The sequence below is a fragment of the Cerasibacillus quisquiliarum genome (assembly GCF_014202495.1).
GTDB classification, from domain to species: Bacteria; Bacillota; Bacilli; order Bacillales; family Amphibacillaceae; genus Cerasibacillus; species Cerasibacillus quisquiliarum.
Window position 1 is genome coordinate 26,372 of the sequence record NZ_JACHHA010000012.1, and the last position, 24,214, is coordinate 50,585.

The following is a 24,214-nucleotide window of genomic DNA, read 5'->3' on the forward strand; positions in this document are numbered from 1 at the left end:
TCTTAGGTTTTTTTAACTATATGCATATAAAGGATAGGAATAAACGTCTATTAATTGTTTGTTATAAGCCAGTAGATATTTATACGTGTCGAATGTCGCCTGATGGTAATGGATTTACTTTGCTCACTTGTGGCAGTTTACCAGACGATTGTAAAAGACATGCTAAGTTATTGGGTCTTATCAAATTGAAAAAGCTTGTAAGAAAGTGACTTCCTACAAGCAAGATAAATAGAATGATTCATTTTGATGATCAGGAGAAAAGGTTATTTTAGGTCATTACTGTGATGTCGCTTCTTTTTCTTGTTGCTTTTTTAATGATTTTTGTTTGTATTTTTGTCGTGTCGCTTCACCTCCTCTAAGATGTCGAATGGATTTGTGATATTCTAAAATCTCTTTTACTTTTGCTGCAAGCTCAGGATTTATTTCAGGTAATCGCTCTGTTAAATCCTTATGAACTGTGCTTTTAGACACACCAAATTCTTTCGCTATTTTTCGGACTGTCTTCCTCGTCTCCACATAATAAAAGCCAATTCGAAGCGTCCTTTCTTTGATGTAATCATGCACACCGTTCTCCTCCCTATGATGTCATTAATTCTGAGGTGTGGAGTGAGACAAGGTTATTAATCATGCTATTTTTTAAATATCTCTTTTTTCATAAATCATGCAACGTGGTGGCTTTTAACATTAATTTAGGAGCAAATTTACTTTGTGACTACTTTACAAGGCATTTTTTTATGTGTTAAATCAACACCATGAGTAAATAAAAGAAAAACATGCTATGAATGCTAAAAGTGATTGTCATATGTATCTCAATGAATAAAAATTTACTTATCACATATAGCCACACCAGCTTCACCTCAGATGATGATCGTGTACTTGGTTTGTAATATTTTATTATTAGCTATCTAAGATTATGATTAATTTTTCTAATGGAGCAATTTTTGTTTAGGAATTTGAAGACTTTGCTTTTATAAGAGTGTGCGTGGTTCTCGGGGTGGCACTTTAATTTAAAAAAAGGTCGCGCGATTATGGCACGAGGTCGCGCGATTCTGGCCTGGGGTTGCGCGATTTTCGCTCGGGGTTGCGCGATTTTCGCTCGGGGTCGCGCGATTCTGGCCTGGGGTTGCGCGATTATGGCCCGGGATTGCGCGATTTTGGCCTGGGGTCGCGCGATTTTGACCCAGGGTCGCGCGATTTTAGCCCGGGATTGCGCGATTTTGGCCTGGGATTGCGCGATTTTAGCCTGGGGTCGCGCGATTTTAGCCCGGGATTGCGCGATTCTGGCCCAGGGTTGCGCGATTTGGGCCCTAGGTTGCGCGATTTTCGCTCGGGGTTGCGCGATTTTCGCTCGGGGTTGCGCGATTTTCGCTCGGGGTCGCGCGATTCTGGCCTGGGGTTGCGCGATTCTGGCCCAGGGTTGCGCGATTCTGGCCCAGGGTTGCGCGATTTTTAAAAAAATCCCGAATCACATAAGTGGATTCGGGATTTGTTCATCATATTATTGATCTTGATTTTCTATATTCTCTGTCTCTTCTGTATCGGTTTCTGGCGTTTCATCTGTTTGGTCTTCGTTTGATGGCTCATCTTCGTTGTCGTCTACAGAATTGTCGCCATTTTCTTCTGCATCAGACGGCGCTTCTTCATCGTCCTTTTGAACAATCTCATCTAGCTTGCTAACAGGTTGATTAAAATAAAGTTCTGGGTTAACTTCTTTATCGTTCTTTCGTAATTCAAAATGGACGTGATTACCATGTTCTTTTCCGAATAAGTTTTTCCCTGCTGTACCGATGACATCACCTTGTTTCATCTTATCTCCGATTTGAACATCAACATCAGCGAGACTTGCATAATAAGTTGTGACATCATTTCCGTGATCTAGACTCACGATATTACCAAGTAGCGGATCTTCTTTAACTTCAGATACTGTTCCGCTTAACGCAGCAATGACTTCAAATGTTTCGCCATCATCTGAAACAAGGTCAATACCCGTACTTTGATAATAGCGACTATTGTGGTAAACTAATGCAGCTAGTCGATCTTTTTGGTCGGCGTCATAATCATAAAATTTTGTAGCGATTTCTACTGTTGTACCATCTTTGACCGGCATTCTAATAACTTCATCTTGTTCGACGACAGGTACTGCTTCTTGCTGATGTTCATTTGGCTTATAAAGATCACCTTCTGCTTCTTGTTGTTTATCTCCACCTTGAAACCAAATTACAATTGTTAACAGAAGGGCTGCAGCACCGAGATAAAGCGCTGGGAAAAACCACTTCTTACGATACAGGCGACTCCATGCATTTTTAGGAGTACCTTTATTTTCTTCTTTCATCTTTATCACCTCAGCAACCATTCTGTTCAGAAAACTTATAAACTATACCTCTATCATTGATTTTTTTGTCATTTTCATAATTTTTATTGTAAAATGGCGCATTGTCGCTGATGGTACGAAATTTTTATAAAAAAATCACCTATAGATTACTAGGAGATGACATAGTAGTTTTAGTCATTAAAAAAACAAGCTTGTAGGAAAATATAACTCCTACAAGCTTGCTTACTTAAGCGTCACGGCGTCTATAAATAACAAATGTTGAACCGACTAAGATAAGAGTTCCACCGATGAATAAGAAATGATACGTATGAGTAGACGTGTTTGGTAATGGTTTACCATTTTGACCTTTTCCTTTGAGTTCTGCCTGATCATTGGTATGCTTGTTCTTATTGTGTGGTCCTTCTTGTTTACCTTTATGCTTATTTTTATGATCTTTATCTTTATTCCTGTCTTTATTTTTATGGTCTTTATCTTTATTCTTGTCTTGATCTTTACCTTTATTTTTGTCTTTATGCTCTGGTGGGACTGGTTTCGCTTCCTGATCACTATCATCTTGTCGTTTATCATCTTTAACATATTTATAAGTGACCGTTATAGTGCCGGCTATCATTGTACCTGTTGGTTCACCATCTATTTCAACTAATGAATAACCATCCAGTTCTAATGGTTCTGTAACGTATGTCTCGCCTACTTTTAAATCTGTTTGCTTCATGACTAAAAGCTCTTCTACTTCTTTACCAGTTTCATCTATTTCGATATGCCGAATAATAAGTGAACCTGTTTGCTCTTCTTTCACTGTATAGTTAAATGTAGCAACATCACTCGGTAAAAATCCATCTTTCATAGCAACCGCTTTAATAACTATATCTTCAGTAATGATCAATGGCTCGTCATAGAGTGTGCCGTTTTCCTCTGTTGGTTCGCTTCCATCTGTCGTGTAATATATCAGAGCATCTTCTGTTTCTGTTGATAGTTCAATTTCAGTTCCTGAATTAACTACGCCTGGTTCATGTGATGATTTAACCGGTGCGACTTGTTCTGACGGTTCAGAATCTACATTTGTTGTTAAATCTATTTGTGCTAAAACAGGCTCATGGTCACTTGCTCGACCATGCATCGGTGTGAAGTCTGCGTTGATGTGTAAAATATCTACTTCTGATTGATCAACAAGATGGTTGGAAACGAGAATATGGTCTAACACTTGTGAATTTCCTTGGAAAATGTACGTATAGCGCTCATTTTCTGGAACGATATCTATTAGATTGGTTAATTCTTCACCTTTTAACGTTTGTAACGGATTAGAAAACTCAAAGTCATTCATATCGCCTAAAACGATAACATTTTCTTCTGGATTGTCCGCTTTAATTTCCTTAATAAAATCATTAATTAATGCTGCTTGTTTCATCCTTTGTGCTTCACTCTTTAATTGTGGTGGCTGATGTTTTCCGAATAATGGTTGGTCACCACGCTTAGAATTTAAATGATTAGCAATCACAACAACACTTTCACCAGCAAATTCAAATTGAGCGGCGAGTGGTTTTCGCGAATTTTCAAAAGCCTCATTTGTTGGACTGATGCGGCCTGGGTTTATTGATAGCTTACCATTTTCGTATGTGACAGCATCTGTTGCCGTTCCTGCTGGTCCTTCTTTTAATGAGACGCGGTCTGGATTATAAATAAATCCGACTCGAATATTACTATTCGGTGCGCCACCGTCTTCATTATAGGCTGGATCAATATTGACATAGTCATATGTTGGACCACCTGCTTCCTGAATCACATCAATAAGTCTTTCATATGTTTTGGATGCATCTGCGTTTTCTGGTCCTGCTTCTGTTCCATTATTATCTTGGATTTCAGTTAAACCAATAATGTCTGGTGATTGCATATCCTGAACAATCGCTCTTGCAATATTTCTAGCCTTCTCATGTGATGTTTCTTGCGTATTAGCTGAGAAGTTTTCAACGTTATAACTGGCAATGGTTAGTTTATTATCGTCTTTTTTAATATTGGTTTGTTTTGGTTCGGTTTTGCCTTCTTGTAAAATGGCTTCTACATCATCTAAGTCAGCGTAAACTTTATAATTTTGGAAACCATAATTAACTACCCCGGTGACTGATTCGGTTAATATATCACCTGTTTTTACTTTTAACCCACGTGCTAGCACATTCGGTTGTAACTTAAATTGAATAAATTGAGCATTGGCTTCTTCTTTTAAACGGATGCCACCATGAATCGTATCTGTTTGATATTCTTCAGTTACAACGACAAGATCGCCGTGTTGTTGTGGTGCAATCGCTTTAGACGGTGCGACTTCAACTCGCATCCCTTCTAAGCTTTCCCAAAAATCAATGGCGTTTAATTCAGGGTCAAATGTGTTGAAACCGTCTGGACCGATGATTCTATCTGGTATATCAGACGATGTTATCGTTTCGGGTGCTGGTAACTCGACATTATTTTCGATTACTTGGATACTTCCGCCACGGTCATCACGAGCATTAATTTGTGTCACTGATAAATCAGTTTGTTGGCGATCATCGTAACCGTCAATATAGTACTCATCAACTTTACCTTCGACGATTACACGGTCACCAACTTCAATATTCTCTTTTCTCCCCGTATAAACAATAATAGCTTCTGATGTATGGGGATTATCATCATAATTTTCTTCCTCAGCTTGCAAATGGAAGTAATGAGAGCCGCGAATATTATACGTATAAGTAACGATTCCCTCTATATCTGTAACAACGGTTCCTTTTAGAGGAGACTCATGACCATCACCTTGAATATCATGGATTTGTAATGTTTTATCTGGATTATAGACTGTATAGACAAAAGTTGTTATTTCGCTTGGCTTTTTTTCTTCTTTAACGGCAATGGCTTTAATCGTTGTATCTTCTGTTATTTCAATTGGCTGTTCGTATACTTCACCATTTGTTTCCGATGGTTCTGTTCCATCTAATGTGTAATAGATCTGTGCTCCTTCAGTATTAGATTTCAATGCAACTTCTGTTCCAATTGGAACTTCTCCTTGGCTTGGTGTCGCATAAACCGGCTGTACGCGTGTAACGTCTTGAATAATATCTTGTCGATTGCGTGGAATAATCTGATATATGTCGTCAAATTGCGTAATAATACCTGTGATAGCATCATACGTTGTTCCGATTTCTAAACCAAGATTGTCATGTTCATCTCTTACAATGAATTCTGTTCCATCTGTCGCCTCATAATTAACCCAACCGTTACCTTGTTGATCTGAAGTTAATGTGACATTCTTTACTGTAACGAGTTTTGATTCATTCTCCTCTTGATTAACTGCTTCACCTGTTACGGTTATCGGTGTAATCGTTTGTTTACCATGCTTTTCTACAATGGTTGTGTCGTTTAACTGTAAAAGATTGCGATAATCTTGTAATGTGCCCGAAACAGTAACTTCATCACCAATATCAACATCTAAGTTCGGTGGCCGGATAGCTAATGCAGCTGTATCGTCTTGAATATGGATCGTATTTTTAAGCTTAGCTGTCACGACACCTTTTACTTTTACATCACCTATCTGTTGGTCTCGTGCTTCTTTAATCGTCTTTAAGTCTAGTTCTTCACCTGGATCTGGTGCTTCTGTATCATGAACAAAAATCATTGCTGATGGGGACTTTAATCCCGGTTTAGTAAAATATGGTTCTAGATTACCTGTTACATGTACCTTTTTCCCAATGTTATCAGGATTGGACTTTAGACCAAATTCTTCCCGGAAATTTTTTGCTATTTGGACAAATAACATGTTATCAAGATTCGTTTCTGTTGGGCTTGAGGCGATGGCCATGTTTGTATCGCCTGTAAATTCAGATGGATCATTCGTAACATTGTCCTTACTCTTAATAAAGCCAACAACATAACCTTCGACTGTTTTTGTACCAGTATTATGAGCAATTGCTTCTTCTACAGAAATAACTTCTTCATTTGCTTGTGTCGGTAAAGCAAATGCTAAATTAGAAATGAATAGTACGATGATTGATATGTAAGCGAGCAATTTCTGCTGTCGTCTACGGATTGTCATTTTTCGCATGCGCGTTTCTCCTTTTGAATGATTTAGAAAAAAAGGCCTTTTATACGATTGGCATAAAAGGCCTTGTTTATTTTTTTAGTTCGTTTTAAATTTGCGATAAATAACGATGCTGGCACCAATGATTAGTAATATCGCGCCATAAAGCATGAATTGATACATTTGTGTTGCAGTGTTTGGTAGTTTATTTCCACCTGTTCCATCGTTTGTTTTGTTCTTGTCGTTCGTTGAAGGTTTCGGATCATTTGTGTTGTCATTTTTGTCATTTGTTCCGCTACCATCACCTTGATCGTCAACATTCTTTCCGTTGTCAGATCCATCGTCTTTATCTTTAGCGTTGTTATCGCCTTTGTTGTCGTCATTATTATTATCATCATCACTTGGATCTGTTGGTTCTTCTGTCTCTTGCTTGATTGTCAATGAAAATTCAGCAACATCACTTGGTAAGTAGCCATGTTTTAGTGCAATTGCTTTAATCGTTATATCATGTTTAATCTCAATCGGACCATCATAGAGATAACCATTTGTTTCCGATGGTTCTGAACCGTTCAATGTATAATATATCGTTGCATCTTTTGTAGCTGTCGTTAACTCTACTTTAGTTCCAATCTCAACTTCTGTTTCATCTGGTGAGATTTCAATTGGTGCGACTTGACCCCAGACGATTTCGTCACGAGCAATGTCGATAATACGCCCTTCACGAACAGGATCAACTTTTCCATTTAAATATTCCTCTTCAATCATATAGTTCATTAGTTGCTCCCAATCGATTTCGCCAATGTTTGTTACACGACCTTCAGCATAAGCCTTTCTAAATGTATCGTAGTCGTCGCCGCCCATCGCTGTAAATTGATTCGTCGTAATCGTATATTCTTTATTCTCTTCAATCGGTACGTATGTGTCGCCTTCTTTTACTTCCATAACTAGCACACGGCTACCAGCTTCTTGTGTACTATCATATTTAAAGCGCATGCCTGATACGTGTAGAAAGCCTCCGTTTTCCGCTGGTGCAAGACGAACACTATGTTCTAAAACTTCTTTTAACTCGCTACCTGTCAATGTAACGACAACTGGATCATTTCCGAATGGAAGGACACTGATGATTTCACCAATCGTAATTGGTCCTTTTTGAATTGGTGCACGAATGCCGCCACCATTTTGCAGAGCAATCACTGTTTCAGGGAATTTTTCCTGTGCTTTTGCTAACATCGCATCAGTCACTAAATTACCAAGCTCTGTTTCATTTGCACGAACACTATCATCACCTGGCTTGTCCTGACGTGGATTTGGTAAATCTTTAAGTGCGACTGCTCCACTTTCAGCGTTCATCTTCTCTTCTATTTGTGCACTGAATTCCTTTAATACTTCAGCAGCTTCTGGATCAGCCGCTTTATCTCCAGTCGCTATTAATTGACCAGCATATTCTGTAATGACACCGTTTTCATCAAATGTCACATCTAGTTTTCCTAAGTGCTCTGCGTATTGTCCAGCTTGAACGATTACAGTCGGTTCTTTACCTTCTACAACAGTTGGTTCATCAAGCTTTGTATGCGAATGGCCGCCAACAATAATGTCAATGCCCGCAACTTGCTCTGCAAGGACTAAATCATTTCCAACGGCCGGATTACTGTCATAACCTAAATGTGTTAAGGCAATAATTTTATTAATTCCAGCATCTTGAAATTGCTTCACAGCCTTTTCTGCTTCTTTGATATAGTTGAGAAATTCAACTTGTACGGCACTGGAAATAGCAGGTGTATCTTCTGTCGTTAAGCCGAGAATACCAATCTTTTCTCCGCCTACTTCTTTAACGATACTATGATATGACTTGCCCCCTTCAGGATTTTCGACAAACTCTCCTGGATGAACAACTAATCCCGCCATAAAAGGGTCTTTAGAAAAATCGATATTGGTCCCGATTAATGGGAAGTTTGCTCCGGATACAAATTTTGACAACGATTCATGGCCACCTTCGCTTGAACCACGATCAAATTCATGGTTTCCATAGACCATCGCATCAAAATCCATTAAATTCATTAATTTTAAATCTGCTTCGCCTTTGAATTCATTAAAATAAAGTGTTCCTGAAAAAACATCTCCCGCATGTAAGAGAAGTGTATTGTCCTTCTCAGCGCGAACTTCTTTAATCGCTGTTAACATTTGTGGATATTTGTCAACATGTGCATGTGTATCATTCATATGCATGACCGTTAAATCAAAATGATTTGCTCCACTTTCTTCAGCTAAAGCATGAAGAGGCATGAATGATACGATAAGTAAGAGAGACAATAATAGATTCATAGATACTTGATAAATTCTATTCTTCCTCAAGAAACTTCCTCCTTTTATTTTGTTCTCTAAATGATTGTAGCAAAGCTGTGTTAAGCAAAAGTCAACAAAATGTAAAACCTTCGTTAACTTTCTTAAAATTATCATGACTACTCTTATATTTCAAGGTTATTGTTACTCTTTTTATATGATTATAAATAATGGCACTATTACACTAGGTCTATGGACTCATTTGAAATTAGGAAATAACGACATGATTAGCTATAACTCAATACAAGTTAAAAAGAGCATGAAATCAAGATTTATACACTTCATTTCATACTCTTTTACTTTGTAAAAATAAGTATCTTTGCTTGTTTTTCTACTTATATATCGGTCTTTCTTATTACTGATGTTAAAGTTACAGTTTAAAACAAGTTAAGTAGTGAAGCATGACACTGTTTTCTTAACAGGAGACGCTTATTTGTTGTTTCAACCACGATGAACGATTAATTATTTTTTGTTAAGAGGGTGGGAGCTGTTTCATCAATTAAACTGATTTCGACATCTTTATAGTAATATTTAACGATCTCATCGTATGTTTTTCCTTCCTTTGCCATACCATTTGCTCCATATTGACTCATCCCGACGCCATGGCCGTATCCTTTTGTTTTAAATATGAGATAGTCACCTTTTTGTGTCACTGTGAAATCGTTTGATCTTAAGTCTAGTCGTTCACGAACATCTCGTCCTGTCAATGTTTGATCCCCTATCTTTAAGTTTTTAACACGCTCACTCTTTGTTCTAGTTAATTCAATCGGAATTGTTGTTCCTGGTTGAAGAGGAATGTTTAGTAGTTGAGACACTTCTTGAATTGAGAGTGTTTTTTGATCTAAAAATTTGGGAGACTCTTTATCCCACGGGCTTTTAACACTTCTTAAATATGGAAGTTTATTTTCCCAGTAATCTTCGGAATTCTCGGTGTAACCATTACTTGTTGAAAAATAAGCAGGAAAAATTGGTGTTTCATTATACGTTAAGATTTCTCCTTTTGTAGCTTGGACAGCTTTATGGATTTTGCTCATTTTTTCATGGTAAGTATCACCCCATCGTTTACGCAGTTCTGTTTCATTTTGATACACTTGGTCTGATGTCGTGTCCGTTACGTCGGCTTCCGATTTGTTATGTAGCATTTGCGTAACGATATATGTTCTTGCTGTCAGTGATTGAGCTTTTAGTGCTTCGAGTTCGAATTCTGCAGGCATTTCACTTGCAACGACATATGAGACATATGTTTCTAACGGGATATCTTCAATATCGTTTGTTTGCTTGCGCATGACAGACACTGTGATAGCATCTGACTGACTATCTTGCTTTGATTTTATCTCGATTTCTTCCTTTGCTGGTTTTAATTGTTCATCTGATTTTGTTGGTATGACGATAAGTGTCGGAATGATGGTTACGGTCGTAAAAATACATAAGAAGACAAGGATTGGTGTGATTGTAAACAAACGATTTCGCTTCGGACGTAGATTGCGAATTTTCTTCGACTTTTTTGCTATAGACCACTGTCTCATGATATTCTCCTCTCTGCTTCGATTTTTCATTTGGTGATTGTTGCTCTATCATCTTTACTATTTAATGTATACACGTAAGAAATTTAATAGAACTGTTTTCTTAGATTCTTCGCTTTTTAAATAGATAAAAAGTTAAAAAAGCGCCTGATGTTTTTTTCATCAGACGCTTATCGCTACACCTATTATTTATAACAATTATACTTCTACTTTGTTGTGACCTTGAATGTTTACTTTTGGTCCGTTTTCATTGTAAAGGTGACAAGCGACAAAATGGTCAGGCTTTGCCTCTTGCCATGTCGGTGTTTTTCTTGCACAAATATCCATCGCAACTGGGCAGCGTGTACGAAATACACACCCACTTGGTGGATCAATTGGACTCGGTAATTCTCCTTTAAGAATAATACGCTCGCGTTTCTCTTCAATATCTGGATCAGGTATTGGTATAGCTGATAAAAGGGCCTTCGTATACGGATGTAGTGGATCGTCGTATAACGTATCGCTCTCAGTTAATTCAACAAGATGCCCAAGATACATAACACCAATTCGATCTGAAATATGTTTAACCATTGACAAGTCATGAGCGATAAACAAAAATGTGAGTCCTTTTTCTGTCTGTAATGTTTTAAGTAGATTCACGACTTGTGCTTGTACCGATACATCTAAAGCAGAAATCGGTTCATCAGCGATAATAAATTCTGGATCTAAGGCTAAAGCACGAGCAATCCCAATACGTTGACGCTGTCCACCACTAAATTCATGAGGGTAGCGATTCGCATGATCACGATTTAAACCGACTTCTTCAAGCAGCTCATCTACGCGCGCGTTTTGTTTACGTTTATTAGGAAACAACCGGTGAACTTCCATTGGTTCTGAAATAATTTCACGTACAGTTAACCGCGGATTTAGTGATGCATATGGATCTTGAAAAATCATTTGCATTTCACGATAAAATGCATGTTTTTCTCTCTCAGTTAGTGCATGCACATCTCTTCCTTTAAAAATGACTTCACCAGCTGTTTTATTGTATAACCCCATAATTGTTCGGCCAATGGTTGATTTTCCGCAACCTGATTCTCCTACTAAACCGAATGTTTCACCTTTATATACGTGAAATGTCACATCATCAACAGCTTTTAATTGTTTGCCTCGGTCCATTGGGAAGTATTTTTTTACATGATGCACTTGTAAAATTTTTTTTCTCTCTTTGTCCTCGAACATAACGATTCACCTATTCTGTCATGATTTCTAAAAATGAAAACAAGGCAATTGTCTTAATAGACAATTCCTTGTTTTTTTATATTAATTTTTATCGGCATATTTTAAGTCAAGATAGCCTACTGGATGGCGAAGCAACCCTGTGACACCGTCAGCTTCTAATGCAACGATATTATAATAACGAATTGGCATTGCAATCATTTCATCGGCAAGCATTCTTTCAGCTTCTTGTAAATACTCCCAACGTTTCTCTTCATCGACTTCTGTTTTTCCTTTTTTAATCAGTTCATCGTATTCTTTGCTAGAAAAACCTGTTCTGTTCATGTAGGAGTCGGTAACAAAGCTTTCTAGGAAGTTTACAGGGTCACTATAGTCGTTTATAAATGAACTTCTTGAAAATTGTAATTCTAAATTCATTTGCGCCTCTGAGAATACATTCCATTCTTGGTTCTCTAACTTAACTTCGACATCTAAATGTTCGCTAAGCATATTTTGTACGGTTTCAGCGACGGCTTTATTCGTATCACTTGTATTGTAGCTTAATGTAATTTCTGGTAATTTATCATAACCTTCTTCTTTCATACCTTCTTCTAATAATTCTTTCGCTTTATCTGGATCAAAGGTGACGAGATCACCATTTCCTTCACGGAAGTCTTTTCCATCTGGACCGATAAAACCTGGTGAGACAAAACCATAAGCTGGTTTGACACCGTTTTTCACAACGAATTCTGCAATCTCATCTCGATTTACGGCATATGAAAATGCTTGGCGAATTTTTTTGTTTTGAAATGGTTCTTTAGTGATGTTAAAACGATAGAACTCCAATCCACCTTGATCACCGATATAGACGTTATCACCATCAATTAACTCATCAGATAGTTCTGCTGGTATCCCTGTTACATCTAATTCTCCACTGACAAACATTTGATAAGGCGTATTCTCATCATTTACCATTGCCCAGTGCACTTTATCTAATTTCACAACATCTTTATCCCAGTAATGTTCGTTTTTTACAAACACCATTTCCTCTTCATGTTTCCATGACTCAAATGCAAATGGTCCATTTGAAACAAAGGTATCTGCTTCGGCATGCCATTTTGGATTGTCTTCAGCTACTTTATGATTAATTGGGAAGAATGCTGGGTTCGTTAATAAGTCTAAGAAAAATCCTGTCGGTGCAGTTAATACGACTTCTAATGTTTTCTCGTCTTTTGCACTTACTTTCACATCATCAACAGACCCATCACCACTATTATATTCTTCAGCCCCTTCTATAAAGTAAGCTAAAAATGCTGCTGGTGAAGCTGTATCAGGATCTAACATATACTTCCATGCATAGACAAAGTCTTCTGCTACAACTGGATCACCGTTTGACCATTTCGCATCTTCACGGATATAGAAAGTATATGTTTTACCATCTTCTGATATATCCCATTTCTCTGCTGTTGCTGCTTGTGGCTGAGAGTTTTCATCAAGTCGGGTTAAACCTTCCATTAGGTTGTTCAATGGTGTCCAAGAGACAGAGTCAAATCCGATGGACGGATCTAATGACTTTGGTTCTGTCCCGTTGTTTAACCTGAGAACCTTTTCCCCTTTGTCATCTTTGTCTCCTTCTTTCTTATCTTTTTTACCATCTTCTGTCTGTTTTGGATTATCTCCTTCGCCAGAGTCTGTTGATGTTGCACATGCTCCTAAGCCAAGTGCTAATACGACTGCCAATAAAAGAAGTATCCACTTTTTCATTTACTTGTCCCCCTTTGTTTATTCATTGGCTATCGTAGCCAATAATGATTTTGCCCGTTCATCTTGAAGCCAACAATTCACATGATGTGAATCGGTGTATTCCGTCTGAACAGGAAATACTTTATTACACACCTCCATCACATATGGACATCGCGCAGCAAACGGACATCCTTTTGGAGGTGAGAATAAATCTGGTGGTGTGCCCTCAATAGGCTCAAGTTTTTCGCCAGCTAAATCGAGTCGTGGAACGGAATTAAGTAATCCTTTCGTATAAGGATGTTGTGGTTGATAAAAGATATCCCGATTATTACCCGTTTCAATGATTTTGCCAGCGTACATGACCGCAATGCGATCCGCTATTTTAGCAACAACGCCTAAATCATGGGTAATTAATATGATTGATACACCAGTTGCTTTTTGAATCGTTTCAAAGAGCTCGAGAATTTGCGCTTGAATGGTCACATCAAGTGCCGTCGTCGGCTCATCAGCAATCAGTAATTCTGGTTCACATATAAGAGCCATGGCGATGACGATGCGCTGTCTCATCCCTCCACTAAATTGATGTGGATATTGTTTTAAACGCTCTTTAGGATTTGGTATACCGACAACTTCCATTATGTCAATCGCTTTTTCAATTGCTTTTTCTTTTGAAACTTTTTGATGTTGACGTAAACCCTCTGTTAGCTGTGTGCCAATCGTTAGCGTTGGATTTAGTGCTGTCATCGGATCTTGAAAAATCATCGATATATCGACACCGCGGATTGCGCGCATCTTCTTTTCTGATAGTTTTGTTAAATCAACACCTTTAAAATAAATGTTACCGGCTGTAATCTTTCCAGGTGGATCAGGAATGAGACGCATGATTGCATTAGATGTCACGCTTTTACCACAACCTGATTCACCAACAATCGCTAATGTTTCACCTTTATTTAAATGAAAATCAACACCACGCACTGCCTGAACAGTACCACCATAAGTTGAAAAGGTGACGTGGAGGTTGTTTACTTTTAAAATGGGTTCGTCTTTGTTCATCTCAGTGTCACCTACTTTTTCTTAATTTCGGGTCAAGAGCATCTTGGAGCCCATCACCTAATACATTAAATGCAAACATCGTAAACGATATGAAAAACGCTGGGAAAAATAAAGTCCACCAATTCCCTGAAAGGATAGCACCTAATGAGTCGTTTGCCATTACACCCCAGCTTGCATATGGTGCTTGAATACCTAATCCTAAAAAGCTAAGAAATGCTTCGGCGAATATAGCTGACGGGACAGTTAGGGTCATTTGGACGATAATAGGTCCCATCGTATTCGGTAATAGGTGTTTCCGTATGATACGTGATGTCTTCGTGCCATATGATTGTGATGCCATCACGAATTCGTAGTTTTTAATTTGTAAAACTTGACCTCTTACGATACGAGCCATCCCGACCCAACCTGTTACTGTTAAGGCAATAATAATCGTCGTTAAGCTAGGCCCTAATACGACGAGTAATAAAATAACAACTAACAAATACGGTATACCGTATAAAATCTCTATAATACGCATCATAATATTGTCTGTACGGCCACCTTTATAACCAGAGATTCCTCCGTACACAATGCCGATAACAACGTCAATAAGCGCTGCCATTAAACCGACAAACAAAGAGATACGTGCTCCAAACCATGTTCTTGTAAAAACATCTCGTCCTAATGCATCTGTGCCAAACCAATGTTTCTTTGATGGTGGTTGATACTGATTTGGTAAGTCTGCTTGATTCACTTCATACGGTGAAAAAATCGGACCAAAAATAGCCATAAAACCTAGTAAAATTAAAAAAACTAATCCGAGCATGGCGAGTTTGTTTTTCAGTAAATGGCGCCATGCGTCTTGCCAATATGATAGAGAGGGACGGTATACAGCTTCGGCTTGTGATTCATCTTGTTTGACTTGTTTAAACCAATGATCAGGTATGTTAGTGGCAGTAACTGGTTGTTTCTTTAATTGGTTCATGTTTATTCACCGTCCTTTTGATGTACTTTGATACGCGGATCTAATAGACCATAGACGATATCAACGAGAAATAACATGATAATTAAAAAGGCACTATAAAAAACGGTCGTGCCCATAATAACTGGGTAGTCACGATGATTAATACTTTCCACGAAATATTTCCCCATTCCTGGGATGGCAAATATTTTCTCAATAACAAATGTTCCGGTTAAGATGCCTGCCAGTAATGTTCCCATAATTGTCACAACAGGCATAAGAGCATTTCTTAACGCATGTTTAAATATAATTTTCCACGGTGATAAGCCTTTTGCACGAGCCATTTTAATATAGTCCTGTGTAAGTACATCGAGCATGGTTGATCGTGTTAATCGTGCTATAATTGCCATCGGTCCAGTGGCTAGTGCAATAACCGGAAGAACCATATACTCTGGTCCTGCCCATGTGGCAACAGGTAAAAGCTCCCAATCGACGGCTAATTTTTGAATAAGTAATGTGGCTAAAATAAAGTTCGGAATCGATATGCCTAATACAGCGATTCCCATTGCGATATAGTCAATGATTCCATTATGTCTTAAAGCGGCTAATATACCGAGAATAATTCCCGATATAACAGCGACGATAATCGTAACGATCCCTAATTCAAAGGAAATTGGAAAGCCTCGACCGAGTAAATCATTAACAGTTTGGTTAGGCTGGGAAATCGATGGACCAAAGTCAAATGTCGCTAACGATTTTATGTATAATAAATATTGGACAACATACGGTTTGTCTAAGTTGTAATGTTTTTCTAAGTTTGCTTGAACCGTTTCATTCGATGATTGCTCACTATTAAATGGTGACCCTGGTATTGAAACCATTAGTACGAATGTCAATGTAATAATAATCCATAAAGTAATAAGCATAACGAGCAATCTTTTTAACGTATATCTTAACATTTTCGTCCTCCTCATGGTGCCGTTCATATATTGTCTTTTATAATTATCTTTAATATTTAAACTTCATTAATCTTAGTTATTTATAAAATGAATGTTTTATATGATTGTTTTTCATCAACTATTAGAAAACTTATGCTCTTAAATATTGATAAATTGTTTCCCCTAATTGCATCAAGCTTGTGTTGGCTTTATAATCCTCTAAGTTTTTTATTAAAACAGTTGCAATGAGCTGGCGATATCCAACGTAAAATATTCCGGCATCATGTTGAACATTCGTTATATGACCAGTTTTATTAGCAAGTTGCCATTGGGGCATGGCGCCAATTATACTTTCTGTTTGTTGTGAAGGCAGCTTACCACGAAAACCATCAGAAATCTGCTGTTTTTTCATTATTTCTATCATTTGTTCACATGCATGTTCGGAAACGAGTGCACCTTGAACAAGTTGTTTTAATAAGTGTGACACATCTTTAGCAGTTATTGTATTTGCCCCTTTACGCTTTACAGGAACAATCATTAATTTGTTATAAAATTCACTTTCATGCATTCCAATATCTTCCATAATTTTTTGGATATAATCGACTTCTAATAAATCAATTAATATATTTGTAGCTGTATTATCACTTTGTATAATCATGAGTGTAATCAAATCATGAATTGTTATATTTGTTCCTGGTGTCATATGTTGTAATACACCACTACCACCTACAAGGTCGTCATGACTTAATGAATATGTATCACTTAGGCGTAATATTTTATCTTCTGCCGCTTGAAATGCTGCGACCATGATCGGTAGCTTAATAATACTTGCTGCTGGAAACTGTTCATGCTCATTGTATGTCCATGTTTCTTTCGTTTGTAGATCTTCTAGGACGACGCCCCATTCGCCGTTAGAATCTGTGATGGTCTTTTCAATTTGTTGTATTAATGTTTTCATCGTTTTCCCCTTAAGTAAGTCATAATTTTTTCTAAATAAGTAAGCGTTTTCATTGACTTCCTAAAAAATACTTCCTATCCTAATCAAGTTTTCTAATTTTCTATAAATAATACCATATAAATTGATAAAAATAAAGGTTAAAATAAAAATTATTTATATTATATGGTGTTTTGTGAATATTTGTGGGGTTTAACATAGTCTTTCTAATAATTATTTTTGAGGTTTCATGTATGATGAACTGTGGAATTTAAACACCATATCAAAGTACTTAACATTTGTTATTAGAAAGATTGGTCATGAATGGAATGATGATACATTGAATGGGAGGTTTAATCATAAAAAACGGCTACCAGCATTGGATCTCTCAATGATGGTAGCCATCTCATTAACTATAGCTCAAACATATCGGTGAGCATTAATTTAATATTTATACTATAAGGTGAGACGAGCAATAAGTTCTAAGCAAAACATATGTTTATGACTCTGCCGCAAATTTTGGTGTGACAGTTTTAATAACTTTACGGTCGTCTACACGAACGATATCTGCACCTAGGGCTGCGAGTTTCTCGACAAAATCGACGTATCCTCGATCAAGATGTTTTAATTCTGTAACACGTGTATAATTTTCAGCAGCAAGTCCTGCTAACACGAGAGCTGCAGCTGCACGAAGGTCTGTTGCGGCGACTTCTGCTCCTTGAAGTTTTACAGGGCCTTCAATAATAACACTACGACCTTCTATTTTCATTTGTGCATTCATACGTCTAAATTCTTCAACATGCATGAAACGATTTTCAAATACGGTTTCAGTTATGACGCTTGTTCCCTCTGCACAGAGCATTAATGCCATCATCTGCGATTGCATATCTGTTGGAAAGCCAGGGTATGGCAATGTCTTAATATCGGTCGCCTTCAGTTGGTCTGTTCCGATGACTCGAATACCATTTTCTTTTTCAAGAACAGTGACACCCATTTCGCGAAGCTTTGCGATGACTGGACGTAAATGTTCGCTCATGGCGTTCTCAACAAACACATCGCCACCAGTAATCGCTGCAGCAACCATGAAAGTACCTGCTTCAATACGGTCAGGAATAACAGTATGTTCAGCACCGTGGAGTTCTTCTACACCGTCAATCCGTATTGTTTCGGTACCAGCACCAACAATTTTGGCTCCCATTTTATTGAGGAAGTTTGCCAAATCGATAATTTCTGGCTCTTTAGCACAGTTCTCAATAACCGTTTGGCCTTCAGCTAACACAGCTGCCATAATAATGTTTTCGGTTGCGCCAACACTCGGCATATCTAAATAAATTTTAGCACCTTTAAGTCGTCCATCAGCTTTCGCTTCAACATAGCCGTTTCCAACGTGAATTTCGGCTCCCATTGCTTCAAATCCTTTTAAGTGCAAGTCGATTGGTCTTGAACCGATTGCACACCCGCCTGGCATAGCTACTTTTGCATGACCGTAGCGTGACAATAATGGCCCGAGCACAAGGACAGATGCACGCATTTGTCGAACATATTCAAACGGTGCTTCCGTTAGCAACCGTTTTGATGCATCTACTGTTACCGTATTATTTTCAAACGTTACATCTGCATGTAAATTACGTAGAACTTCATTGATTGTGTATACATCAGCTAATACAGGAACACCATGAATAACACTTGTTCCTTTACTAGGTAATAAGCTTGCTGCTAAAACAGGTAGTACTGCATTTTTTGCTCCTTCTACTTTGACGGTACCATTTAATACTTTTCCGCCTTTTACAATGATTTTTTCCATATGTCAAGTCTCCTTCAGATCCAGTTTCACTATATTCATATTCAAAATTAAAGTTAGGTGTTCCAATGACACTTTTTCATTTATTTCAGTTTTTTTAGCTTACCCGTAAATTCAAGATTAAAACGTGAGATAACTGTATTTTACATACCACAGTATCATCTTTTTATTAAAATTAAATGGTTGCTTTTTTTAAATATATGTAATCAAAATAAACATTCGTTCAACAAGATTTCATTGACTCACATAAAAAAGCAATCACGTTTTATTATAGCATTACATCAGGTTGTCAGACAAGCTAATATACTTAGTTTAAATTTTTGTAAACAATTGTTAAAACAAATGTCACAAACATATCATATACTATGATTGTCTACAATTTCTTTACAGAAATGGTTTCATTTTAGTTACAACTGAATGAAGAATATCCATATGTTTAAAAAAGATAAATCAAGTCTCCTGACCAATGTAAAAACTCCAAAAAGAAACGACTGACTGCTGTTCCAATAGCAATTGCGATGAATAATAGGAAAATTCGTGCTTCAATAACACGGCCCTTACGAATAAGGGGATCGAACTTAATAGCTTGCATCACCCGCCATGTGATAAAAATGAATAGTAAATGTGAAATCATACTTATAATGGCTGTTTGACCGATTGAAAACATGTATATTTCTCCTGTCGTTTTATAATAAGCATAACTGTACTTTGCCACTTGATAGCCCACTTGTCAAAGGAAATATAACATACATCAACATATCGTGAATGTTTGACAAAACTTGTCGAAAATAATTAGATGATAAAAACTTATTGCCTGGGAAATATCGACAAATTTTATTTAAATGTTCCTTTTTAAATCAAATTAAAAGGACTCTCGCAATAAGCGAGAGTCTTCTAGTTATCTTTGAGCTACTCGTAATCTGTTCATCGCTCGTTTGAGTGACAATTCAGCCCTTTGGAAATCTATATGGTCTTGTTTGGACTGAAGGCGGTCTTCGGCTCGTTTTTTTGCTTGTTCGGCACGTGCAACATCAATATCTTCTGCTTTTTCTGCTGATTGAGCTAATATCGTAACTTTATCTGGACGCACCTCGAGAAAACCGCCATTAACTGCGACGAACTTGGTGTCGTTTCCACTTTTTAGACGGACTTCGCCTATATCGAGTGGTGTCACTAATGGTATATGTTGTGGTAGAATACCGATTTCACCATTTTCAGCTTTACAGACAACCATTTCGAAATTGTCTTCCAAAACTGGGCCATCAGGAGTAACAACACTCACTTCTAGTGTTTTCAAAGAAACCCCTCCTTAGACAGGCAAGAGTCCAGAAAGATGCGTACGCATCTTTCTGGGGCAGTCATCGGTCCCCACCATGGACCAATAATTAGCCTTTCCGCCCTATATCAAAACTTATTGTTGCATTTTCTTTGCTTTTTCTACAACTTCTTCTATACGACCAACGAGACGGAATGCATCTTCTGGTAAATGGTCATACTTACCCTCAAGAATTTCCTTAAACCCTTTAACTGTTTCTTTTACAGGGACATATGATCCTGGCTGACCGGTAAATTGTTCAGCAACGTGGAAATTCTGAGATAAGAAGAACTGAATTCGACGTGCTCGTGCAACCGTTAATTTGTCTTCATCAGATAACTCATCCATACCAAGGATAGCGATAATATCTTGAAGTTCACGGTAACGCTGTAATGTACGTTGGACAGCTGTTGCGACCTCGTAGTGTTCTTCTCCGACAATTTCAGGGTCTAATGCACGTGAGGTAGACTCAAGTGGATCAACCGCTGGATAAATACCTTGTTCGGAAAGTTTACGATCAAGGTTCGTTGTTGCATCTAAGTGTGCGAAAGTCGTTGCCGGAGCAGGGTCTGTATAGTCATCCGCTGGTACATAAATTGCTTGAATGGATGTAACTGATCCTTTATTAGTAGATGTAATCCGTTCTTGTAATTGACCCATCTCTGTTGCAAGTGTAGGCTGATAACCAACCGCAGAAGGCATACGCCCAAGTAAAGCAGATACTTCAGAACCTGCTTGTGTAAAACGGAATATGTTATCAATAAACAAGAGTACGTCTTGACCTTCTTCATCACGGAAATATTCAGCCATTGTTAACCCAGTTAAAGCAACACGCATACGTGCACCTGGTGGTTCGTTCATCTGACCGAAAACCATTGCTGTTTTTTCGATAACTCCTGAGTCCTTCATTTCAAAATAAAGGTCGTTTCCTTCACGTGTACGCTCTCCAACACCAGCAAATACAGAAATACCACCGTGTTCTTGTGCAATGTTATTAATCAATTCCTGAATAAGAACGGTTTTTCCAACACCTGCTCCACCGAATAGACCAATCTTTCCACCTTTAATATATGGTGCTAATAAGTCAACAACTTTTATTCCCGTTTCGAGAATTTCCGTTTCAGTTGTTAATTCTTCAAATTTCGGTGATTCACGGTGAATAGGATCTTTTCTTACGTCTTTTGGTAATGGTTCATCTAAATCAATATTTTCTCCTAATACGTTAAAAATACGACCTAATGTGACATCACCAACAGGAACAGAAATTGGGTTACCAGTGTCTGTTACGGGCATACCACGTTTTACTCCATCAGTGGATGCCATTGCAATTGTACGGACAGTATTATCTCCTAGGTGAAGTGCGACTTCGAGTGTAAGTGTTTTGTCTTGTTCACCTTCGTTGTCTGAATCAAAGTGGACAGTCAATGCATTATAAATTTCAGGTAACTTGTCGTCATCGAATTTCACGTCAACGACAGGTCCCATAACTTGAGTAACATGTCCTTTACTCATCCATTTCCCTCCTAACGAACTTAGAACTATCGATGATAGAGTTATTCTAATGCTGCTACTCCACCGATAATTTCGGTAATTTCTTGTGTAATTCCTGCTTGGCGTGCGCGGTTATATGCTAATGTTAAATCATCAATAAGCTCTTCAGCATTATCTGTAGCGTTCTTCATCGCTGTCATACGCGCAGCATGTTCACTTGCTTTACCGTCCAATAACGCCCCATAAATAAGACTTTCTGCGTATTGAGGTAAAAGTGTTTTTAAAATTGTTTCTTCACTTGGTTCATATTCGTATTGACTTTCTACTGAACCTGTTTCACCTGCTTCTATATCTGTAATTGGAAGCAGTGTCTTCGTAGTTACCACTTGTGAAATCGCACTCACATAATGGTTATAAAATATAACGAGTTCATCGATTTCTTCATCTGTATACATCTGAACGGTTTCAGATGCTAGCTTTTTAATATCTGCAAAGTTCGGTTGATCGGCTAAGCCTAGAATGCTTTTTACGACTGGTAAATCACGTTTTTTACAAAATTCATAGCCAATTCGACCGATAGCGATAATGGTATATTCATCTTTTGATGTGTGGCGTTTTTCAACGGTTTGATGAAACGTTCTTAAGATGTTACTGTTGTAAGCCCCTGCTAAACCACGGTCTGATGTCACAATGACATAGCCCGTTTTTTTCACATCACGCTTTTGTAACATTGGATGTGTAGCATCTGAATGAGCAGCGATATGTGCGACAACTTCTTGTAACTTCTCACTATATGGAACGAATGATCGTGCGTTTTCTTCTGCTTTACTCATTTTTGATGCCGATACCATTTCCATCGCTTTTGTAATATGTTTCGTTTTTTCAGTCGAGTCAATCCGTTGTTTAATGTCTCTTAAAGATGCCAAGCTGTTCACCATCCTTCCTAACAGAAGTCTGTTTCTCATAACGGATGGTGAAGGAAAGTTACATTATCTTCCCTTCATTATCCGTTCTATCGTAATATTCATTCACGTACATTACTTTTCAGATGGTAAGAAAGTCTTCTTAAATGATTCTACTGCATCATCTAAATCTTTCTCATCTGGTAATTGGCCTGTGTCACGAATGCTAGCGAGTAACTCTTCGCGGTTGTGAGCAAGCCATGTGTTAAATTCTGCTTCAAAGCGTTGGATATCTTCTACTGGAATATCGTCTAAGAATCCGCGTGTTAAAGCATAAATAATCATTACCTGGTTTTCAACTGGTAATGGTTTGTGTAAGCCTTGCTTTAGAACTTCAACCGTTCTTTCTCCACGGTTCAACTTCGCTTGCGTTGCCTTATCAAGGTCTGATCCGAACTGAGCAAACGCTTCAAGTTCACGATATGCGGCTAAGTCTAGACGCAGTGTACCAGCAACTTTCTTCATCGCTTTAATTTGCGCATCCCCTCCGACACGGGATACTGATAATCCAGCGTTAATCGCAGGACGAACACCTGAGAAGAATAAGTCAGATTGTAAGAAAATCTGTCCGTCAGTAATAGAGATAACGTTTGTTGGAATGTAAGCAGAGATATCTCCTGCTTGTGTTTCAACAAATGGTAAAGCTGTTAAAGAACCGCCGCCTTTGGCATCACTTAACTTAGCAGCACGCTCTAGTAAGCGTGAGTGTAAGTAGAATACGTCACCAGGGAAAGCTTCACGACCTGGAGGACGACGTAATAGTAGTGATAGTTCACGGTATGCTGCCGCTTGTTTTGATAGGTCATCATAGACAACAAGGACATGTTTACCGTTATACATGAACTCTTCACCCATTGATACACCAGCATATGGTGCGAGATACAATAATGGTGCAGGGTCAGATGCTGATGCACTGACAACGATTGTATAATCGAGTGCACCGTATCGGCGTAATGTTTCGACTGTACCACGAACTGTTGAATCTTTTTGGCCAATCGCAACATAAATACAAATCATATCTTGATCTTTTTGATTAATAATTGTATCAACTGCAACCGTCGTTTTACCTGTTTGACGGTCTCCAATAATTAATTCACGTTGGCCACGACCAATCGGAACGAGAGCGTCAATCGCTTTAATCCCTGTTTGTAATGGTTCATGAACAGATTTACGATCCATAACTCCTGGTGCTGGCGATTCGATTGGACGTGTTTTTGTCGTTTCTACTGGTCCACGTCCATCAATTGGTTGTCCGAGTGGGTTAACAACTCGTCCTAATAACTCCTCTCCAACAGGTACTTGCATAATACGGCCTGTACGACGAACTTCATCGCCTTCTTTAATATCTGTGTATGGTCCTAGAATAACGATACCGACGTTAGACTCCTCAAGGTTTTGTGCCATACCCATTGTGCCGTTGGAAAATTCTACAAGCTCACCGGCCATAACATCATCTAGACCGTAAGCACGTGCGATTCCGTCACCAACTTCAATGACTGTTCCAACATCACTTACTTCAATATTTGAATCGAAATTTTCGATTTGTTGCTTAATTAACGTACTAATTTCTTCAGCTTTGATGCTCATACCATTTCACCCCTAT

Annotated in this window: 17 protein-coding genes; all 17 read right to left on the reverse strand. The window is 38.1% G+C overall.

The features are described 5' to 3' along the window. Positions 1-276: 276 nt before the first annotated feature. Complete coding sequence (gene spoIIID, locus HNQ35_RS11305) at positions 277-564, reverse strand: sporulation transcriptional regulator SpoIIID (protein WP_146938418.1); 288 nt, start codon at positions 562-564, stop codon at positions 277-279. Positions 565-1,498: 934 nt separating this feature from the next. Next, positions 1,499-2,332, reverse strand: coding sequence for a stage II sporulation protein SpoIIQ (spoIIQ, locus tag HNQ35_RS11310; RefSeq protein ID WP_146938420.1), 834 nt, complete (start codon positions 2,330-2,332; stop codon positions 1,499-1,501). Positions 2,333-2,558: 226 nt separating this feature from the next. Continuing rightward, positions 2,559-6,398, reverse strand: coding sequence for an FN3 associated domain-containing protein (locus HNQ35_RS11315; protein ID WP_146938421.1), 3,840 nt, complete (start codon positions 6,396-6,398; stop codon positions 2,559-2,561). A gap of 75 nt (positions 6,399-6,473) precedes the next feature. Further along, positions 6,474-8,726, reverse strand: coding sequence for a 5'-nucleotidase C-terminal domain-containing protein (locus tag HNQ35_RS11320; RefSeq protein WP_246118098.1), 2,253 nt, complete (start codon positions 8,724-8,726; stop codon positions 6,474-6,476). 446 nt (positions 8,727-9,172) lie between these two features. After that, positions 9,173-10,240, reverse strand: coding sequence for a stage II sporulation protein D (gene spoIID, locus HNQ35_RS11325; RefSeq protein WP_146938423.1), 1,068 nt, complete (start codon positions 10,238-10,240; stop codon positions 9,173-9,175). 195 nt (positions 10,241-10,435) lie between these two features. Beyond that, entirely contained in the window at positions 10,436-11,458 is a 1,023-nt protein-coding gene (locus HNQ35_RS11330) for an ABC transporter ATP-binding protein (protein ID WP_146938424.1), read from the reverse strand. A gap of 81 nt (positions 11,459-11,539) precedes the next feature. Then, positions 11,540-13,198 (reverse strand): peptide ABC transporter substrate-binding protein, encoded by a 1,659-nt coding sequence (locus HNQ35_RS11335; protein ID WP_146938425.1) that lies wholly within the window; start codon positions 13,196-13,198, stop codon positions 11,540-11,542. Positions 13,199-13,216: 18 nt separating this feature from the next. Beyond that, positions 13,217-14,230, reverse strand: coding sequence for an ABC transporter ATP-binding protein (locus tag HNQ35_RS11340; protein WP_146938426.1), 1,014 nt, complete (start codon positions 14,228-14,230; stop codon positions 13,217-13,219). A gap of 7 nt (positions 14,231-14,237) precedes the next feature. Then, positions 14,238-15,194, reverse strand: a complete 957-nt coding sequence (locus HNQ35_RS11345) for an ABC transporter permease (protein WP_146938427.1) — start codon at positions 15,192-15,194, stop codon at positions 14,238-14,240. A gap of 2 nt (positions 15,195-15,196) precedes the next feature. Further along, positions 15,197-16,129, reverse strand: coding sequence for an ABC transporter permease (locus HNQ35_RS11350; protein ID WP_146938428.1), 933 nt, complete (start codon positions 16,127-16,129; stop codon positions 15,197-15,199). 130 nt (positions 16,130-16,259) lie between these two features. After that, complete coding sequence (locus tag HNQ35_RS11355) at positions 16,260-17,066, reverse strand: serine hydrolase (protein WP_146938429.1); 807 nt, start codon at positions 17,064-17,066, stop codon at positions 16,260-16,262. Positions 17,067-17,541: 475 nt separating this feature from the next. Then, complete coding sequence (gene murA / locus HNQ35_RS11360) at positions 17,542-18,846, reverse strand: UDP-N-acetylglucosamine 1-carboxyvinyltransferase (protein ID WP_146938431.1); 1,305 nt, start codon at positions 18,844-18,846, stop codon at positions 17,542-17,544. Positions 18,847-19,279: 433 nt separating this feature from the next. Next, the gene (locus HNQ35_RS11365) at positions 19,280-19,558 is read right to left on the reverse strand and encodes a DUF1146 family protein (RefSeq protein WP_371862327.1); all 279 of its coding nucleotides are present in this window, start codon (positions 19,556-19,558) and stop codon (positions 19,280-19,282) included. Between the two features lie 183 nt (positions 19,559-19,741). Continuing rightward, positions 19,742-20,140, reverse strand: a complete 399-nt coding sequence (locus HNQ35_RS11370) for a F0F1 ATP synthase subunit epsilon (protein ID WP_146938432.1) — start codon at positions 20,138-20,140, stop codon at positions 19,742-19,744. Between the two features lie 114 nt (positions 20,141-20,254). Then, entirely contained in the window at positions 20,255-21,670 is a 1,416-nt protein-coding gene (gene atpD, locus HNQ35_RS11375) for a F0F1 ATP synthase subunit beta (protein ID WP_146938433.1), read from the reverse strand. A 41-nt stretch (positions 21,671-21,711) separates the two neighbouring features. After that, the gene (gene atpG, locus HNQ35_RS11380; RefSeq protein WP_146938434.1) at positions 21,712-22,575 is read right to left on the reverse strand and encodes an ATP synthase F1 subunit gamma; all 864 of its coding nucleotides are present in this window, start codon (positions 22,573-22,575) and stop codon (positions 21,712-21,714) included. Between the two features lie 111 nt (positions 22,576-22,686). After that, positions 22,687-24,198, reverse strand: coding sequence for a F0F1 ATP synthase subunit alpha (atpA, locus tag HNQ35_RS11385; protein WP_146938435.1), 1,512 nt, complete (start codon positions 24,196-24,198; stop codon positions 22,687-22,689). Positions 24,199-24,214: the final 16 nt, after the last annotated feature.

Excerpts from the sequence above, each read along its gene's own strand:
- HNQ35_RS11330 (WP_146938424.1), bottom strand. The coding sequence starts at position 11,458 with ATGTTCGAGGACAAAGAGAGAAAAAAAATTTTACAAGTGCATCATGTA.
- HNQ35_RS11355 (WP_146938429.1), bottom strand. The coding sequence starts at position 17,066 with ATGAAAACATTAATACAACAAATTGAAAAGACCATCACAGATTCTAAC.
- HNQ35_RS11345 (WP_146938427.1), bottom strand. The coding sequence starts at position 15,194 with ATGAACCAATTAAAGAAACAACCAGTTACTGCCACTAACATACCTGAT.
- atpA (WP_146938435.1), bottom strand. The coding sequence starts at position 24,198 with ATGAGCATCAAAGCTGAAGAAATTAGTACGTTAATTAAGCAACAAATC.
- spoIID (WP_146938423.1), bottom strand. The coding sequence starts at position 10,240 with ATGAGACAGTGGTCTATAGCAAAAAAGTCGAAGAAAATTCGCAATCTA.
- murA (WP_146938431.1), bottom strand. The coding sequence starts at position 18,846 with ATGGAAAAAATCATTGTAAAAGGCGGAAAAGTATTAAATGGTACCGTC.
- HNQ35_RS11340 (WP_146938426.1), bottom strand. The coding sequence starts at position 14,230 with ATGAACAAAGACGAACCCATTTTAAAAGTAAACAACCTCCACGTCACC.
- HNQ35_RS11315 (WP_146938421.1), bottom strand. The coding sequence starts at position 6,398 with ATGCGAAAAATGACAATCCGTAGACGACAGCAGAAATTGCTCGCTTAC.
- HNQ35_RS11335 (WP_146938425.1), bottom strand. The coding sequence starts at position 13,198 with ATGAAAAAGTGGATACTTCTTTTATTGGCAGTCGTATTAGCACTTGGC.
- spoIIQ (WP_146938420.1), bottom strand. The coding sequence starts at position 2,332 with ATGAAAGAAGAAAATAAAGGTACTCCTAAAAATGCATGGAGTCGCCTG.
- atpD (WP_146938433.1), bottom strand. The coding sequence starts at position 21,670 with ATGAGTAAAGGACATGTTACTCAAGTTATGGGACCTGTCGTTGACGTG.
- HNQ35_RS11350 (WP_146938428.1), bottom strand. The coding sequence starts at position 16,129 with ATGTTAAGATATACGTTAAAAAGATTGCTCGTTATGCTTATTACTTTA.